The following is a 17015-nucleotide window of genomic DNA, read 5'->3' as shown; positions in this document are numbered from 1 at the left end:
CCCTCCCTCTGCGCAGACTGCCGGCAAGGCGCGTCATCAGTTTTAAAAGGAGTTTGCCATGGCGATCACAGTTTCCCTTCCCTCGAGTGGGGTGTCGCTTGCCGATCTGGTCGATATCATCGACTTCATCTCGGTCGACGCGGTGGTGGACACGACCAGTTCCACCGGGTTTTCAGGATACGGCAGCTTCGGCGGCACCGCGGCCAGCTTCTCCGTCTCCGGTTCGGGCTTCGGGCTCGGGATGATCGGCGGCACCTATTACGTGACCTCCGGCGTGATCGACACCATCACCTTCACCCTGGGTGGGCAGGAGCTTTTGTTCGCCTCGGTCGATATCGACATGAAAGATTTCGCCCCGATCATCTATCGCGACGAATATGGCATCGACCAGAGCGCGATCGAAACCTTCTTGATGGCGCGGGACTGGGACATTACCCTGGGGAATGAGGACGATATCGCCGGCTCTGGCAGCACGGTGGGCGATGGCGTGGCCTTCAACCTGATCGGCAACGACCGCATCGCCGGCGGTGGCGGCGATGACGTGCTGTTCGCCGGGGATGGCAACGACCGGTTGTTCGGCGATGCCGGTAACGACACGCTGGAAGGCGGCGCCGGCCGTGACAAGATTTTCGGCGGCGGCGGGGCGGACAAGCTTTATGGTGACGATGGCAATGATCGGCTGGAGGGTGGCAACGGCAACGACAAGCTGTTCGGCGGCGCCGGGGCCGACGTGCTGATCGGCGGCAGGGGCAACGACCGGATGACCGGGGGCGCCGGGCTTGATACCTTCGTCTTCGGCAACAAGGCCGGCCGCGACGTGATCACCGATTTCAACGCCACCAGCAATGGTGAGGATATCGACCTGAGCGCGGTGACCCGGATCCGGAATTTCAAGGATCTGGTCAATAATCATATGGAGCAGGTGGGCAGTGATGTGGTGATCGACGATCACGCCGGCACCCGGATCACCCTGCTGAACGTCGAGATCGCCGATCTGGGCAAGGGTGATTTCCTGTTCTGACCGGATTTCCCCTGGAATGACGGCAAGAGGGGCCCGGCGTGGCCCCTTTTTCATGTCCGCCGGCGCCTTCGGCGATGTGTCGCGCAAGGGGAGCCGGCGCTGAAACCGGCGGTGGGGCGCCGGAACCCGCCCGCAGCTGCGGAGTCAAACCGCCGAGCGGATTTTCGCGCTCTTGCACGGGCGGGTTTCCGCGACAGCGGCGCGTCGAAAAGCGCGGCCTTTCGCCCGAAACCGGCGCGCCGCCGCCGCCCCGATGACAAACCCTCCGCGCCGACCTTTCTTTCGGGGTGTCCGCAAACAGGGCGGACGATGATCCTTGAAGGAGGACCAAGACATGAAACCGATGAAACTGACCACCCTGGCGGCCGTGGCGGCGATCATGGCGCCCGGCATGCTCTGGGCGCTGACCGAGGCCGACACCGACGGCGACGGCATGCTGAACCTGGCCGAGCTTCAGTCGGTCTTGCCGATGATCACCGAAGCGGACTTCGCAAAGATGGACGCGAATGCCGACGGGGTGCTGGACGCTGACGAGATCGCCATGGCCCGGGGCGCCGGCCTGCTGCCGGCGAACGAAGGCTAAGCGCTGCTCTGAACCCCTATCCTTAAAGGAGACCCTGACATGACTTTGAAACAGATGACCCTGATTGCCGCCGCCACCGCCGTCGCCCTGCCGGCCATGGCCTTCGCCGCCGCCAGCGCCGACACCAATGGCGATGGCAAGCTCGACCTGGCGGAACTGCAGGCGGCGTTGCCTGACACCACCGAAGAGCTTTTCACCGAGCTGGACGTGAACAAGGATGGCTTTCTCGACGTTGACGAGATCGCCGCCGGGCGCAAGGCCGGGCTGCTGCCGCCGGTGAGCGAGTGAGAGGAGGTGAGACGATGACTTCCCGAACGACGCTGACGCTTGCCGCCGCGGCGCTTGCCCTGCCGGGGCTGGCCTGGGCGGCGGACCCCGCCGACACCGACGGCGACGGGCTGCTGAGCTTTGACGAGGTCCAGGCCATCGCCCCACAGGTGAACGAGGAGGTCTTCCTGGAACTCGACAGCAATGCCGACGGTGCACTCGATGCCGAGGAACTGACCCAGGCCCGCAAGGCCGGGCTGATCCCCCTGGCCGAGGAGTGACCGGCAGGGCCGCGCCCGTCGGCGACCGAAAGGGCCTCGGGCGCGGCCCTTATCCAATCTCCCCCGCAAGACCGGGGCGCGCGTTGGCGATGGCGGGCGCGCGCTCCCCTGCGCCGGCCTCGCCCAGGGGGCGACGGGACCGGTTGCCGCAAGATCGGGCGCTCCGCCGGTTCCATGGGCTGGTTTCAGCCGGTTCCGAGGCGGCAAAGGGCCAGGAAAGCGCCAAGACTGGCCGGCCGGTCGCGCCTGTCGATTATGGGGATGACATCGGCCGGCGGCAGGTCTTTCTATCGCTCGCCGGTATCCTCCACGCGCGCAGTGCCTTGAAGAAGGACATGAAATGAAACCGAAAAAGCTGATCCTGGCGCTTGCCGTCGCCTCCCTGTCGCTACCGGGGCTCGCTTGGGCGAATACGCCGATGGCGGCGGCGCCGTCGGCGGGGCAATGGTTGCAGACCGCCGACCAGGAGGGCGGCGAAGAGGTCTTTCTCGAGATCGACAGCACGCTCGAGGCTGTGATCGAGGCCGACGGCCTCGGGCGCCTCGAATGCCGCCTGCGCCCGCGCCGGCAGAACCAGGGCTGAGCCGTCAGCCCGCCTGGGTCGCGGCGAGCCCGGCGGCAAAGCCGCAAAGCCGCTCCAGCGCCGCAGCAAAGGCCTCGTCCTCGATGGTCATCGCCACCCGGATATGGCCGGCGGCGGCCTGACCGAAGCTTTCCCCCGGCATGACCGCGATCCGTTCCGCGTCGAGCAGCGCATCGGCGAAGGCATTGCCGCTGAGCCCGGTGGCGCGCACGTCCAGCATCAGATACATCGCCCCCTGCGGCGGCAACATGCGCAGGGTGTTCTGAGCCGCCAGAATGCGCAGAGCCAACGCCCGGCGGCGGCGGAAGGGGGCGGCAACCAGCTCTTCGAGCTCGGGCCCCTGATCCAGGGCGAAGAGCGCCGCATCCTGCACGAAACCCGGCACCCCATAGGTGGTATGGGTGGCCAGGCTGATCAGCCGGGCGATCGCATGGTCCGGGCCGATGATCCAGCCGCAGCGCGATCCGGTCATCGCATGGGATTTCGACATCGACCCGATCACCAGCGTCCGATCCGCCATGCCCGGCAGGGCGCGGGGCGACAGATGCGCGCCGTCCCAGATCTGGGTGTCATAGACCTCGTCCGAGATCAGCCAGAGCCCGGCCTCGACGCAGGCGCCCCCAATGCTCTCGAGCGTCTCGCGGTCATAGATCGCGCCGGTCGGGTTGTTGGGGCTGTTGATCAGCAGCGATTTCGCCGCCGCGCCCTCGGCGGCGGCCAGGATCGCCGCCTTGCGCGGGCGAAAACCGTCCTCGGCGCGGGTCGGCACGCTGACGGGGCGGGCGCCCGCCGCCCGCAGGGTGCCGGGATAGGTGACATAATAGGGGTCGATGAACAGCGCCGCGTCGCCCGGATCGCAGACCGCGCAATGGGCGGCGAACAGCCCGGCCTGGCCGCCGGGGGTGATCAGCACATTGTCCCGGCCGGTGGTCACCCCGGTCCGTTCGGTGATCCGCGCCGCCACCCGGTCGCGCAGGGCGCCGATGCCGGGGATTTCGGAATAGCCGGTGCGGCCACCGCGGGCGCTGGCGTCCATCGCCTGCAGAATCGCGGGATCGGTGCGGATGTCGTGCTCGCCGATGGTCAGCTCGGTCACCGCCACGCCTTGGGCGATCAGCGCCTTGGCCTTGTAGAACACCTCCCATCCGTCCGATCCGCCGGGGGTCAGGGTCTCGATCCGATGGGATAGCTGCATGATCGGCTCCTCGCTTGGCTCAGGTCATCTTGGCTCGAAGGGGACAGAGGCGGCAGTGATTGTCAACCTGAGCCGCCCGGTGACCTCGGGACGCGCCGACCGCAGGCTTTGCCCCCCCTGCCGCCTTTTTCTAGCTGCAAATATCCCGGGGGGAGGCCGCAGGCCGTGGGGGGCAGAGCCCCCCTTGCGCGCCGCTGCCCCATTCGCCGCCCGCGACAAACCGCGCCACGCTTTCGGCTTCCCACAATCCTCCGCACATGGTATCCCGGCCGCATGAACCGCATTCGCTGCATCATTACCTGCTGCATTATTCCCTGCTGATCTCATCTGCGGGCCGGTTTCTGTCGTTTTCATCTTCGAGACAAGTTGCTAAGCCCGCGCCGAGCGCCGCGCCTGTGAGGAGTCCGTCATGACGACGATCAAACTGCACAATACGAAGACCCGCCGGAAAGAGGTCTTCACCCCGATCGACCCCAATAATGTGCGCATGTATGTCTGTGGTCCCACGGTCTATGATCGGGCGCATCTGGGCAATGCGCGCCCCGTCGTGGTCTTCGATGTGCTCTACCGCTTGCTGCGCCATGTCTACGGGGCCGCTCACGTCACCTATGTGCGCAACTTCACCGACGTGGACGACAAGATCATCAAGCGCGCGGAGGAGAGTGGCCGGCCGATCGACCTGATCACCGCCGAGACGACGCAGTGGTTCCTGGACGACATGGGCGCGCTTGGCGCGCTGGAGCCCAATGCGATGCCGCGGGCAACGCAATACATCCCGCAGATGATCGCGATGATCGAGGCGCTGATCGCGGGTGGTCACGCCTATGCGGCCGAGGGGCATGTGCTTTTCTCGGTCGACAGCTACAAGACCTATGGCGCGCTCTCCGGGCGGTCGGTCGAGGATATGATCGCCGGCGCCCGGGTCGAGGTGGCGCCCTACAAGCGTGACCCGATGGATTTCGTGCTTTGGAAACCCGCCAAGGCGGATGAGCCCGGCTGGGACAGCCCCTGGGGCCGAGGCCGGCCTGGCTGGCATATCGAATGCTCCGCCATGTCCTATGAGCTGTTGGGCGACAGTTTCGACATCCACGGCGGCGGCAACGATCTGATGTTCCCGCACCACGAGAACGAGATCGCGCAAAGCTGCTGCGCCCATCCCGAGGGGCATTTCGCCAATTACTGGCTGCACAACGAGATGCTGCAGGTCGAGGGCAAGAAGATGTCCAAGTCGCTGGGCAATTTCTTCACCGTCCACGACCTGTTGGCAAAGGGCGTGCCGGGCGAGGTGATCCGCTTTGTCTTTCTCTCCACCCATTACCGCAAGCCGATGGACTGGACCGAGAAGAAGGCCGAGGAGGCCGCGGCGACGCTGCGCAACTGGCGCGGGCTTCTCTCGGATGCGGAACCGACCGGGCCGGATGCGGAGCTGGTCGAGATGATCGCCGATGACCTGAACACCGCCGGTGCGATTGCGCGGCTGCATGCCATGGCGAAAGAGATTGCCGCCAACCCGCAAAAGGACTGCTTTTACGAAAAGGGCACTATGCTGGCCTCGGCCCGGCTGATGGGGCTTTTGACGGCGGAACTGGGGGCCTGGGCGGAGACCGGATCGGTCGACCTCTCCGCCCATGAGGCGCGGCTTGGCGCGGCGCGGCAGGCAGCGATGGAGAACAAGGATTTTTCCGAGGTCGACCGGCTGAAGGCGGCCTATCTTGCCGCCGGCCTTGAAGTGCGGATGAGCAAGGCGGGCGTGGAGCTGGTCCCTGGGCCGGGTTTCGATGCCGCCAAGCTGGAGGGGGTGGAATGATGCGTATCGCTCAACAGACAGAGCACCGCGCCCGGCCCGCGCGGGGGGGACGCGAAGCGCCCGCCCCGTGGGGGGGCGAGACGGGCGCTGCCGGCAATTGGGAGATGGCCCTGATCTGTCACCAGAAATCGGGCGAGGAGACCGGCAATGTCTAAGGAACGCCTCTACATCTATGACACCACGCTGCGCGACGGGCAGCAGACGCAGGGGGTGCAATTCTCCACCTCCGAGAAGACCCGCATCGCCGAGGCGCTGGACAAGCTGGGCGTCGATTATATCGAGGGCGGCTGGCCCGGGGCGAACCCCACCGACAGCGCGTTTTTCGAGACCGCCCCCAAGACCCGCGCCCGGCTGACCGCCTTTGGGATGACCAAGCGCGCCGGCCGCTCGGCCGAAAACGACGACGTTCTGGCGGCGGTGATGAACGCCGGCACCGGCGCGGTCTGTCTGGTCGGCAAGACCCATGATTTCCACGTCACCGCCGCCCTTGGCATCACGCTTGAGGAGAACCTCGAGAATATCGCCGCCTCGATTGCCCATCTGGTCGCCCAAGGCCGCGAGGCGCTGTTCGATGCGGAACATTTCTTCGATGGCTACAAGGCCAATCCCGATTACGCGCTGGCCTGCCTCAAGGCCGCGCATGCTGCCGGCGCCCGCTGGATCGTTCTGTGCGACACCAACGGCGGCACCCTGCCCGAGGAGATCGCCCGCATCGTCCGCGCGGTGATCGCCGCCGGGATCCCGGGCGAAAATCTTGGCATCCACACCCATAACGACACCGAAAACGCCGTCGCCGGATCGCTCGCCGCGATCGAGGCGGGGGTGCGACAGGTGCAGGGCACGCTGAACGGGCTGGGCGAACGCTGCGGCAATGCCAACCTGACCTCGATCATCCCGACGCTGTTGCTGAAGGAGCCCTTCGCCAGCGCCTTCGATACCGGCATCAGCCACGAGGCGCTGAAGGGGCTGACGCGGATCTCGCGGATGCTCGACGACATCCTGAACCGGGTGCCGATGAAACAGGCGCCCTATGTCGGCGCCTCGGCCTTCGCGCATAAGGCCGGGCTGCACGCCAGCGCCATTCTCAAGGACCCGACCACCTATGAGCACATCGACCCGGGCGAGGTGGGCAATACCCGCATCATCCCGATGTCGAACCAGGCCGGCCAGTCGAACCTGCGCCGCCGTCTGGCCGAGGCAGGGCTTGAGGTCGCGCCCGGCGATCCGGCGCTCGGCCGCATTCTCGACCGCGTCAAGGCGCGCGAGGACGAGGGCTATGCCTATGACACCGCGCAGGCGAGCTTCGAGCTGATCGCGCGGGAGGAGCTGGGGCAGATGCCCGAGTTCTTCGAGGTCAAGCGCTATCGCGTCACCGTCGAGCGGCGCAAGAACAAGCGCAACCGCATGGTCAGCTTTTCCGAGGCGGTGGTGGTGATCAAGGTCGACGGGCAAAAGCACATGTCGGTCTCTGACAGCGTCGACGAGAGCGGTTCGGATCGCGGCCCGGTCAACGCGCTGTCGAAGGCGCTGGCCAAGGATCTGGGGCGCTATTCCGCCATAATCGACGACATGCGGCTGACCGACTTCAAGGTGCGGATCACCCAAGGCGGCACCGAGGCGGTGACCCGCGTCATCATCGACAGCATCGACGGGCAGGGCCGGCGCTGGTCCACCGTGGGGGTCAGTCCGAACATAGTCGACGCCTCCTTCGAGGCGCTGCTGGATGCGATCCGCTGGAAGCTGGTGCGCGATGTGGCGCCGGGCGAGGTGCCGGGCAGCCTGCCGCCGGCGGAGGCGGTCTGAGCCATGCCAGAGGCCTCCACCGCCGATCTGAACGCCTGCGCCGATCTGGTCCGGCGCGGCGACCCCGACCGTTTTCTGGCGGCGATGGCGGCGCCGGTGGCGGCGCGCCGGGTGTTGTTCCCGCTCTACGCGATGAATGTCGAGGTGTCGCGTGCGCCCTGGGTGACGCAGGAGGCGATCATCGCCGAGATGCGGCTGCAATGGTGGCGCGATGCGCTGGAAGAGATCGCCAAGGGGGGGGCGGTGCGCCGGCACGAGGTGGTCTCGCCCCTGGCGGCGGTGCTGCCGGCGGCGCAGGCCCAGGGCTTGGACGACTATGTGGCGGTCAGGCAATGGGACATCTATCGCGATCCCTTCGAGGATGAAGCCGAGTTCGACCGCTATATCGACCAAAGCGCCGGGGGGCTGATGTGGGCCGGTGCCGCCGCGCTGGGGGAGGCGGAGGAACGCGTTGCGCGCGATCTGGGCTATGCCGCCGGTATCGCCAACTGGCTGCGCGCGGTGCCCGAGCTTGAGACGCGCGGCAGGGTGCCGCTGATCGACGGCACCCCCAAGGGGGTGCAGGCGCTGGCGGAAAAGGCGCTGGATCGGCTGTCGGACGCGCGGGCGCGGCGCAAGGATGTCAGCCCTGCGGCGCGGCCTGCGCTCTTGGCGGGGTGGGAGGCCGGCACCATCCTGAAACAGGCACGCCGCGATCCCGCCCGGGTGGCGCAGGCCACCCTGGGGCAGAGCGATGCGCGCAAACGCCTGGCGCTGATGGCGCGGGCGGCTTCGGGCCGCTGGTAGGTCACAAGAAAACGGCGGCCCTGGAGCCGCCGGTCTTGTCTTGGGGGCACGGGGGTCAGACCGTGTCTTCGCGGCCTTCCTCGGGCTGGAACATCAGCCACAGCAGCGCCGCGCCGGCCAGCATCAGCAGTGGCGCCATCGCCATGTTCACCGCGGTCCAGCCCTCTTGCGGGGTGCCGCCCGAACAGTTCATCAACCCGCCCGAGGCGAGCGAGGCCATGGTGACGCCGCCGAAGACCAGCAGGTCGTTCAGCCCCTGCATCCGGCCGCGCTCTTCCGGCGCATGGGCGCCGGCCAGCATGGTGGTGGCGCCGATGAAGCCGAAGTTCCAGCCGATACCCAGCAGGATCAGCGCAAGGAAGAAGTTCTCAAGCTGCACGCCGCTCAGCGCCACGGCGCCGGCACCGGCGAGAATGGCGAGCCCGGCGGCCACGATCTTTTCCACCCCGAAGCGGGCGATCAGATGGCCGGTGAAGAAGGACGGGATGTACATCGCCAGCACGTGGCTTGAGACGACATCGGCGGCATTGCCCTGATTATAGCCGCAGCCGACCACCGCCAAGGGCGTGGAGGTCATCACCAGGTTCATCAGCGCATAGGAGACCATGGCGCAGATCACGGCGACGGCGATCCGCGGCGTGGTGATCAGCTCCCACCGCGTGCGGCCGCGCGGCGCGTCGGCGGCGGGGGCCTTGGGCTTCGGGATATTGATGAAGAGAAACAGCAGCGAGCCGATCAGGTTCACCCCGATCACCGCCAGATAGGTGCCCAGGAAGGGGATCACCATCGCCTGCGAGGTCACCTTGACCAGTTGCGGCCCGATCAGCGCCGACAGCAGCCCGCCGGCCATCACATAGGAAATCGCCTTGGGGCGGAAGGCGTCCGAGGCGGTATCGGCGGCGGCGAAGCGATAGAAGCCCTGCGCGCTCATGTAAAAGCCGGTGCAGAAGGAGCCGAGCAGGAACAGCGGGAAAGAGCTGTAATAGAGCCCGAGCGCACCGATGCTGCCCCCCAGGGCGCCGCCCAGCGTGCCAAGCCAGAAGCCGGCCCGGCGGCCCCATTTCTGCATGATCGCAGAGATCGGTGTCGCCGCCAGCATCGAGCCCAGCACGATCAGCGAGATCGGCAGGGTGGCCAGGCAGGCATTGGTGGCGAGCGATTGCCCGGCCAGCCCCCCGACGGTGAAGATCATCGGCATCTGCGCGCCCAGAAAGGCTTGGGCGGCAACCAGAACGGCCACGTTGCGCCGGGCCTTGCTGTCGTCAATTTCATACATATCGAATGCCTATCCGCGAATATATCCTGCGACAAGATGGCTTGCCTGTATCGGTACATTTCCTATGGTTCTGCGCATGACCATTGGCCGTATCATCGAAACCCCCGACTGTGTCGCCGAAGGCGCGCGCTGGCTTGCGGCCTGCGATCCGCGCTTGGCGACCGCGCTGGATCAGACCGGGCCGCTGCCCCTGCGCCGGCGGCCGGACGGCTTTGCCCAGCTTCTCTCCGCCATCGTCAGCCAGCAGGTCAGCGTTGCCTCGGCCAATGCGATCTGGGGGCGGATGAAGGACGCGCGCCTCACCGGCCCGCGCAAGATCCTCTGGGCGAGCGACGATGATCTGCGCGCCGCGGGCCTCAGCCGGCAGAAGATCCGCTATGCCCGCGCATTGGCCGAGGCGCGGATCGACTATGGCGCGCTCAGGACCACGCCGACCGATCAGGTGATCGCCACCCTGACCGAGGTGCCGGGCATCGGCGTCTGGACCGCCGAAATCTATGCGATGTTCTCGCTCGGCCGCGCCGATGTCTTCGCCCCGGGCGATCTGGCGCTGCAGGAGGCGGCGCGAATTCTGTTCGATCTGCCCGAGCGGCCGCGCGAAAGGGCGTTCCGGCAGATGGCCGAGGACTGGGCGCCCTGGAGGTCTGTTGCCGCGCGGCTGCTCTGGGCCTATTACCGGGTGGCAAAGGACAGGGAAGGGATTGTTTAATTTACTTTTTCTGAATCTTCGGAGCAGGCCTGACAAAATGCCGACTTGCGGTTTTGGGGGAAGTGCTTCCCATTCCATTTCCAAAAGCATTGAATTTTCTGAGCTAGTCACCGTAGGATCAAGTCAAATTTAGAATTTTGGGGGAGTGAATGGGGAGCAAGTTTTCTGCAATCGGGTTGCTTTCTCTTGTTTGTTTGGTGGTTCCAGCCGCCGCGCAGGAAACATCTCTTGGAGAGGTTTCTGGGCCAGAGCAGCTTGGGTTCAGTTTCGATCTTTCTTTGGAAGATGCCCGCAAAGAACTTGGGAAAATCACCTATGCGGAAATTCCCCTAGGGCAAAAGAGAGGGGCGAGTGCCTGGGCGTTCTGCCGTCACGATGGTGAGTTGTGGATTCGTCAAGACCAGTTGGTTCGAGAGATTCGAAGTGAATACTTGTCTTGGATCAGCATCGTGAGAACTCCTGATGGCTATGATGTTGCTCTGGAGAAGAACAATGCCGGAAAGCTAGACCTCGACCAGCTTGAAGGCATCCTTCTTGCCCGTGACTGCGAGCAGGTGGCGCGTGCGAATGGGGACGACATTGAACAAGCGTCCTTGGGGCGTATCCTGACGGTGCAGGGAGCCACGACGGGGCGCGAATTGCTCTTGCTGATTAAAGGTGGGTCGCTTGGCGATGGCCCAACGGCTAGAGATTCCGACAGCAAATGGGTGGTGTCTGAGAAAAAGGATGATATTACAGATCAACCGAATGTCTATGCGATTTTGGATTCATCCAAAGCAATCAGGGACAATTTCGGGAATACTTCCTACCCAAGTCTTGTTCTACGTTGTCAGCGGAACACCACCTCTGCTTACATTGTTCATGGTGAGTATGAGGTGAACGATACTATGAGCGCCAGCTATCGGTTGGATGGAGGGCAGCATGTGGTTAAACGGTTTTCTACCTCTTCCGACCACAAGGCAGCTGGCCTTTGGGGAGGTAGTACGGCTATTCCTTTCATGAAATCGTTGGAGGGGAAATCGACACTGACACTGCGGTTGGAGGGTCGGTCGACCATCATGGATATGGAGTTTTCTCTGACCGGCGTGGATGACATCTTGGGGAAGATAGCCGCAGCTTGCAACTGGACCCTCTAACAGGCACAACCGCTACGACTGGAGCTTGAAAGGTGTCGCTAGATGACTCGTGTTCTCAATGCCGGCCGGGTTGAGCCGGTTTCGGGCGAAATCCGTTCGGCGGTGGTGTTTCTGCATGGCTATGGTGCCAACGGGGCCGATTTGCTGGGGCTGGCCGATCCGTTGGGCGAACATCTGCCCGACACGCTGTTCGTGGCCCCGGATGCGCCGGAAAGCTGCGCCGGCGCGCCCTTCGGCTTTCAGTGGTTCCCGATCCCCTGGCTTGACGGATCGTCCGAGGATGCCGCCGAACGCGGCATGCAGGCCGCGACCGCCGATATCAACGCCTTCCTCGACGCGCTGATGGTGGATGAGGATCTGCTGCCCGAACAGGTGGCTCTGGTGGGCTTTTCGCAAGGCACGATGATGAGCCTGCATGTCGCGCCGCGGCGCGAGGACCCGATCGCCGGGGTGGTCGGTTTCTCCGGCCGGCTGTTGAGCCCGGAAACGCTGAAGGACGAGGTGGTCAGCCGGATGCCGATCCTGCTGATCCATGGCGATCAGGACGATGTGGTGCCGGTGCAATCGCTGCCCGAGGCGGCCGAGGCGCTGCAACAGGCGGGCTTCAAGGAAGTCTTTGCCCATATCGAGAAGGGCACCGCCCACGGCATCGCGCCCGACGGTCTGGGCGTGGCGCTGGCCTTCCTGCGCGACAAGCTGGGGTTCTGATCCCCCAGAGACCGTTTCAGGCCCAGAGGCGGGGCTCGGCGAATTCGACCGAGTTTCTCGCCGGGTCGCGGACATAGAGCGAGCGGGCGCCATTCGGCCAGTCGAACTCTGCCTCGATGGTCACGCCGGCGGCGACCAGCCGGGCGCGCAGCGCGGCGATATCCTCCCGCGCCATCGCAAAACAGACATGCCCCGGGCCCTGCGCCCCATGCGGCGGCACCGGCAGGGCGCCGGGATGCGGTGGTTTCACCGTCTCCTCGGGGTTGAAGATCAGCAGAACCCCGGGGCCGAGGCGATAGAAGACGTGCCGATCGCCATGGCGGGTGATCTTCTCCAGCCCCAGCAGAGCACCATAAAACCCCTCTGCCGCGTCGAGATCGCGGACATAGAGCGCGGCTTCAAGAATCGCGCCGGGAACGGGGGCGGGGGGCAGGGTCATGGCTTTGAGGATATCACCGGCGCGGGCGTCTGTCAGGCCCCGGCGGCGGCAGGTCGTCCCATTGGCCTGGTGCGAGCCCGTCAAGGCTCCAGTCGCCGATGCGCCAGCGGATCAGCCTGAGGGTGGGATGGCCCACGGCGGCGGTCATGCGGCGCACCTGGCGGTTCTTGCCCTCGCGGATGGTCAGCTCGATCCAGGCGTCGGGGATGGATTTCCGCACCCGGATTGGCGGCGTCCGTGGCCAGAGCGTGTCGGGGTCGTCAATCCGCCGGGCGCGGGCAGGGCGGGTGCGCCCGTCCTTCAGATCGACGCCTTCTGCAAGGGTCTTCAGCGCCGCCTCGTCGGGGATGCCCTCGACCTGCACCAGATAGGTCTTTTCCATCTTGTGCTTGGGATCGGCGATCCGCGCCTGCAGTTGGCCGTCGTCGGTCAGCAGCATCAGCCCCTCGCTGTCGCGATCCAGCCGGCCGCAGGGGTAAACGCGCGGAATGTCGATGAATTCCGACAGGGTGCGGCGGGCGGACCCTTCGGTGCCGCGGTCGGTGAACTGCGGCAGCACGTCGAAGGGTTTGTTAAAGCGGATCAGCCGGGTCATGCCGCGCCTCCTAACGCAAAAGCACGGCAAGGGAAACTGGCACGGCTGTGGATAACGTCATCTGCCTGTCATCTGGGCGGCGTATCGGTTGCCGCGACATCCGGTGGATCTATGGACTTGTCAGAGGTCGACCACGATATATAGTTAAATCATGGCTGGGGCGGGTTCCCCGCCCTGGCGCCGATCGGCACACAGGGCGAAGGTGGAGTCACGCAGATGGACGGCGATTTCAGAACCGAATTTGTACGCGAACCAGGGGCGCTCAAGCAGCACCCCGCGCTGGTGCTGAACGCGGATTACCGGCCGCTGTCCTATTACCCCCTGTCGCTCTGGTCCTGGCAGGAGGCGATCAAGGCGGCCTTCCTCGACAGGGTCGATATCGTGGCGGAATACGACGAATACGTCCGAAGCCCCACGACGAGGATAAAGATGCCCAGCGTCGTCGTCCTGAAAGATTATGTAAAACCCCAAAAGCGCGTGGCCTTCACGCGCTTTAATCTTTTCTTGCGGGACGAATTCCACTGCCAGTACTGCGGCGCCAAGGGCGATCTCACCTTCGACCACGTGGTGCCGCGCGCCTCGGGCGGGGTGACAAGCTGGGAGAACGTCGTCGCCGCCTGTTCGCCCTGCAATCTGAGGAAGGGGTCGAAAAGCCTGCGTCAGGCCGGCATGTCGCTGTTCCGCCCACCGCGCCGCCCCAGCGCCGAGGAGCTGCGCAACACCGGCCGCAAGTTCCCGCCCAACCACCTGCACGCCAGCTGGATGGACTTTCTTTACTGGGATGCGGAACTGGAGGAGTAAGGCGCGCTTTTGCGGTTTGTGAACAGAGGGCCATAAAAAGCACGAAAACGGGGTTTCCGATGTCCGAAATGACGCATCGGAGTCACAAACGCCGGTTTTGGGGTTCTGGCGACTGTTTGCGGTGAGCTCGTGTATCGTGAAGCACAGCTGTGGGTAGGGGGGGCGACAGGCGAGGCCACGTCGGAAAAGGTGGCCGCGCTCCGGTTGGGAACGTCGAACCTGGGCTTAAACGGTCGGTCGAGCCCGGCACCGGGCGCCGCCGCACCGGCCCGAAGCGGCCTTACACGTGGTGATCCGATGCTGCATCGCGGCCCGCCAAAGCTGCCATTTGCAAAACGGACTAGACTTGCTGCCAGGGGATACCTGTTACTCAACAACTTTTTGATTTCGCCACGCACTTAAGACAGTAGCCACGTCCAAGTCGCTGAGTTCCTCGCCCCATAATTTTGAAAACGAAGCATCATTGCTATCTGGCGTTGGATTAGGTGGATCGATCTTGATACGTGTCGGCATCATCATAGAGTCGCCAATTAATATTGCTTCGCCACGTCTTAACGAGGAAAACATGGATGTGATTCCACGCACTGAATCCGGCAATAGATTACGAACGTAGGCCTGATCGTCTGGGTTGGATATCCTTAGACACAAGAAACTTCCGCACTGCGACAGAATTGTAGACGACATCTCCCTTGGTCGCTGACTTATCACCGTGAGACTAATTCCATACTTCCTACCTTCCTTCGCAATTCGTTCTGCGGACTCGCGTGGTGCTTGATCAGTACTCGCATCACTCAAATAAATGTGTGCTTCGTCAGCAAAGATCTCAATCGGAAATCGCGCTCCTTTCACACGGCTATGCCAATAAGAAAAATCGAAAAGGCACCTCAACGTAAGCGATATCAACGAACCCCTGACGTCGAAAGGAACGGGGCTTAGATCGAGAACTACAACCTTCTTCCGATTTGATGCTTCTTCTCCCAGTATCTTTCTGAATAGGTCATCCATGGACCCACTGGTATTGTATGTCTTTGGCTTAAAGATCAGGTCGTAGCGTCGGTCGTTCAGACGCGATTCAGGCCGCATCAGTAACCTAGTAAACTGACCATGCAGCGGCCCTTTGACGTCCCTTCCCGACGAGCCTAGGACCATTTGAGTATCTAGGTTACGGAAATCCTGAATTATCGCATCAAGGTCGAAGTAGACCGGCGTATCAATAGTGATTTTCTCCAGCCCAAGCGATGCGTTCTCTGGGTGATTTTCCTTTGCCGCTTGTAGGAGTTCTTTGAACTTGGCATTTTGATTAGGGGCGCTAGACTCGGCTCTGTCAATCATCAATCCTAACAGCTCTTCGGCGTTCATCAGCCAGTATGGCATTTCAATGTCGGTCGCGGAGATGATATCTGCTTCGTCGCCGAATGCTTGAGAGTACTCGCCGTGCAAATCCAGCAGCACAATCGTAGACTGCGGGAACGCAGAGATTTTTTGCAAAATAGACGCAACTGTCCACGACTTTCCCCCACCTGTTTGCCCCAGTACGGCGGCGTGGCGACCAAGGAAAGCGTCCAAGTTCATCTTGGCATCTTGTTCTGGGAGTAACGATAGTTTTCCTATTGAAAAATCGCCCTCCGCGAAGCTTGTATAGACGTCGTTGATCGTCTTGGGAAGTACAGCGAAAACTGGAGTGTTGACAGTCGGCAAAATAGTTGTGCCACGCTCAAATTCTCCGTCCGCTGCCAGCGTCCCAACCGGTATCGTCACAAGTTGCCGCGTGACTGGTTCAATCACAAATTCTCCAGCGGCAGCGGCCAGTCTAAGATCGGATGCCCCTATTGATGCTTCTCTCATCCGAGTTTCTGTGACCAAACAAAGCAGGGTACCGTTAGGCAAGGAAAGTTCGACAAACGATCCGGGTTAGCAAATTAAAATGTTCTCCGGTCCATCTGGAGTCGAAACATCAACAGCCATTTCTTCAGGCACGCCAAAATTTTTGTCTCCATCATACTCTGCCAGAGAGACTACTATTTGGTCCCCCTTGACCTCGACCACTTTTCCAATTTTATGTTTCATAGACTGACTTTCAGAAGAGTTTTACGAACTCGCTAAATTTCCAGGTCTCGTGTGACGCTTCTGTTTCGCGCCCGCCATTTACTGTCTTGTCCTTGCAAAAATGCCAAATGTTCGGTCGCGCCCGTGACGATTCAAGATTCTTTGGCTCATCGTGGCAAAAATTGAAAAAAGCGATTGCGCCAGATTCTACTTTTGGAGTGACTAAGGTCTCATTAATGTGGCCGTCGCCAAAGCTGAAACCAGTACAAACTAGGTGCTTGCACTTATCTCCAAGAACTGAGCTGGAGAGTCGAAAGAGTCGGTCGTACGGGGGGGATAGGGTTTCGAGAACCTTTGTGCGTCGCGGAAGAACCATGCACCTTGCCTCGGCTTCGTCTATGGCACTAGGAGCTGATTCAAATCTTCGTTCACCTTTTCGGAACCAAGACACAGAGCCGTGAAGTTTGACTAATCGCACAGTCAATCCTGCGTCCTGCGAAAAGCGGCCCCCAGAAATCGTTCCAGAAGCCATAGAAAAATCTCGTTCCGCGAAGCAGCGGGTCGTTGCACCCATGAACCCGTTAACCAACTTCAATCCGACTTCTGCGCAAGCATCTTCAAAAAGGAGATCATAATTTGTGGTGAAAACCCAAATATCAGTTGCGCGATCAAATGCCCGGGCTTTAATCCTTTCAAAAAATCTACTTGATTTGATATGTCCGGATATTCCCCCCCTAGTATCGCATCACGAACCAATTCACGGATTCTTTCTTTCAGCTTGCCAAATCGTTCCAGTTGGCTGTTCGTGTGGTGCTCGATAACAAAGTCTGAAATTTCCTCAATATTCGGGGTGTGACCTGCCCCCCGCGAAATCCCTCACCATGATGTAGAGTCTGCGCCAACCTTAAAGGAGCAGACGAATGCGAAAGAGCCGTTTCACCGAGGCGCAGATAATCGGGATGATCAAGGAGCAGGAGGC

The 17015-nt window shown here is 62.5% G+C and carries 18 protein-coding genes; 12 read left to right on the top strand and 6 right to left on the bottom strand.

The genetic code is table 11. From position 1 onward, the window contains the following. Positions 1–58: 58 nt before the first annotated feature. The 5 genes from ACN0V4_RS12205 to ACN0V4_RS12185 all read left to right on the top strand — a co-directional run bounded on the left by ACN0V4_RS12205 (position 59) and on the right by ACN0V4_RS12185 (position 2735). Entirely contained in the window at positions 59–1021 is a 963-nt protein-coding gene (locus ACN0V4_RS12205; RefSeq protein ID WP_417676432.1) for a calcium-binding protein, read from the top strand. Between the two features lie 334 nt (positions 1022–1355). Next, positions 1356–1604 carry a hypothetical protein gene (locus ACN0V4_RS12200; protein WP_417676431.1) on the top strand — a complete coding sequence of 83 codons (249 nt, stop codon included), beginning with the start codon at positions 1356–1358 and terminating at the stop codon, positions 1602–1604. Positions 1605–1643: 39 nt separating this feature from the next. Then, complete coding sequence (locus tag ACN0V4_RS12195) at positions 1644–1892, top strand: hypothetical protein (protein ID WP_417676430.1); 249 nt, start codon at positions 1644–1646, stop codon at positions 1890–1892. 14 nt (positions 1893–1906) lie between these two features. Beyond that, on the top strand, positions 1907–2152 hold the full coding sequence (locus tag ACN0V4_RS12190; protein WP_417676429.1) for a hypothetical protein: 246 nt from the start codon (positions 1907–1909) through the stop codon (positions 2150–2152). 340 nt (positions 2153–2492) lie between these two features. Next, positions 2493–2735, top strand: coding sequence for a hypothetical protein (locus tag ACN0V4_RS12185; RefSeq protein WP_417676428.1), 243 nt, complete (start codon positions 2493–2495; stop codon positions 2733–2735). Between the two features lie 4 nt (positions 2736–2739). Here the strand turns inward: ACN0V4_RS12185 and ACN0V4_RS12180 are convergent, their stop codons facing one another. Next, positions 2740–3930, bottom strand: a complete 1191-nt coding sequence (locus tag ACN0V4_RS12180; protein WP_417676426.1) for a pyridoxal phosphate-dependent aminotransferase — start codon at positions 3928–3930, stop codon at positions 2740–2742. 409 nt (positions 3931–4339) lie between these two features. On the opposite strand from ACN0V4_RS12180, the gene cysS reads away from it, so the two are divergent. The 3 genes from cysS to ACN0V4_RS12165 all read left to right on the top strand — a co-directional run bounded on the left by cysS (position 4340) and on the right by ACN0V4_RS12165 (position 8326). Beyond that, a complete protein-coding gene (cysS, locus tag ACN0V4_RS12175; RefSeq protein WP_417676424.1) occupies positions 4340–5737 on the top strand; it encodes a cysteine--tRNA ligase in 1398 nt (465 codons plus the stop codon). Between the two features lie 147 nt (positions 5738–5884). Beyond that, positions 5885–7540: a citramalate synthase gene (cimA, locus tag ACN0V4_RS12170; protein WP_417676422.1), complete on the top strand. Its 1656-nt coding sequence runs from the start codon at positions 5885–5887 to the stop codon at positions 7538–7540. A 3-nt stretch (positions 7541–7543) separates the two neighbouring features. Further along, entirely contained in the window at positions 7544–8326 is a 783-nt protein-coding gene (locus tag ACN0V4_RS12165) for a squalene/phytoene synthase family protein (RefSeq protein ID WP_417676420.1), read from the top strand. A gap of 55 nt (positions 8327–8381) precedes the next feature. Here the strand turns inward: ACN0V4_RS12165 and ACN0V4_RS12160 are convergent, their stop codons facing one another. Beyond that, positions 8382–9602, bottom strand: coding sequence for an MFS transporter (locus tag ACN0V4_RS12160; RefSeq protein ID WP_417676418.1), 1221 nt, complete (start codon positions 9600–9602; stop codon positions 8382–8384). A gap of 76 nt (positions 9603–9678) precedes the next feature. On the opposite strand from ACN0V4_RS12160, the gene ACN0V4_RS12155 reads away from it, so the two are divergent. The 3 genes from ACN0V4_RS12155 (at position 9679) to ACN0V4_RS12145 (ending at position 12155) form a co-directional block, all read left to right on the top strand. Next, complete coding sequence (locus ACN0V4_RS12155) at positions 9679–10311, top strand: DNA-3-methyladenine glycosylase family protein (RefSeq protein WP_417676416.1); 633 nt, start codon at positions 9679–9681, stop codon at positions 10309–10311. 149 nt (positions 10312–10460) lie between these two features. Beyond that, positions 10461–11447 carry a hypothetical protein gene (locus ACN0V4_RS12150; protein ID WP_417676415.1) on the top strand — a complete coding sequence of 329 codons (987 nt, stop codon included), beginning with the start codon at positions 10461–10463 and terminating at the stop codon, positions 11445–11447. 42 nt (positions 11448–11489) lie between these two features. Then, a complete protein-coding gene (locus tag ACN0V4_RS12145) occupies positions 11490–12155 on the top strand; it encodes an alpha/beta hydrolase (protein WP_417676413.1) in 666 nt (221 codons plus the stop codon). A 16-nt stretch (positions 12156–12171) separates the two neighbouring features. On the opposite strand, the gene ACN0V4_RS12140 is transcribed toward ACN0V4_RS12145, so the two are convergent. Together ACN0V4_RS12140 and ACN0V4_RS12135 are read right to left on the bottom strand one after the other, a co-directional pair. Beyond that, positions 12172–12594 (bottom strand): VOC family protein, encoded by a 423-nt coding sequence (locus ACN0V4_RS12140; protein ID WP_417676411.1) that lies wholly within the window; start codon positions 12592–12594, stop codon positions 12172–12174. 13 nt (positions 12595–12607) lie between these two features. Then, positions 12608–13189 carry a pseudouridine synthase gene (locus ACN0V4_RS12135; protein ID WP_417676409.1) on the bottom strand — a complete coding sequence of 194 codons (582 nt, stop codon included), beginning with the start codon at positions 13187–13189 and terminating at the stop codon, positions 12608–12610. Between the two features lie 216 nt (positions 13190–13405). Between ACN0V4_RS12135 and ACN0V4_RS12130 the strand changes: the two genes are divergently transcribed. Further along, positions 13406–13990, top strand: a complete 585-nt coding sequence (locus ACN0V4_RS12130; RefSeq protein ID WP_417676407.1) for an HNH endonuclease — start codon at positions 13406–13408, stop codon at positions 13988–13990. Between the two features lie 366 nt (positions 13991–14356). Here the strand turns inward: ACN0V4_RS12130 and ACN0V4_RS12125 are convergent, their stop codons facing one another. Both ACN0V4_RS12125 and ACN0V4_RS12120 read right to left on the bottom strand, forming a co-directional pair. Next, positions 14357–15835 (bottom strand): ATP-binding protein, encoded by a 1479-nt coding sequence (locus ACN0V4_RS12125; RefSeq protein WP_417676405.1) that lies wholly within the window; start codon positions 15833–15835, stop codon positions 14357–14359. Between the two features lie 232 nt (positions 15836–16067). Next, on the bottom strand, positions 16068–16691 hold the full coding sequence (locus ACN0V4_RS12120; protein WP_417676976.1) for an SIR2 family protein: 624 nt from the start codon (positions 16689–16691) through the stop codon (positions 16068–16070). Positions 16692–17015 lie beyond the last annotated feature (324 nt).

The organism is Pseudodonghicola sp., from assembly GCF_048268305.1.
Lineage (GTDB): Bacteria > Pseudomonadota > Alphaproteobacteria > Rhodobacterales > Rhodobacteraceae > Pseudodonghicola.
The sequence above is the reverse complement of the archived record's forward strand: the minus strand, read 5'-3'. Positions and strand labels throughout refer to the sequence as shown.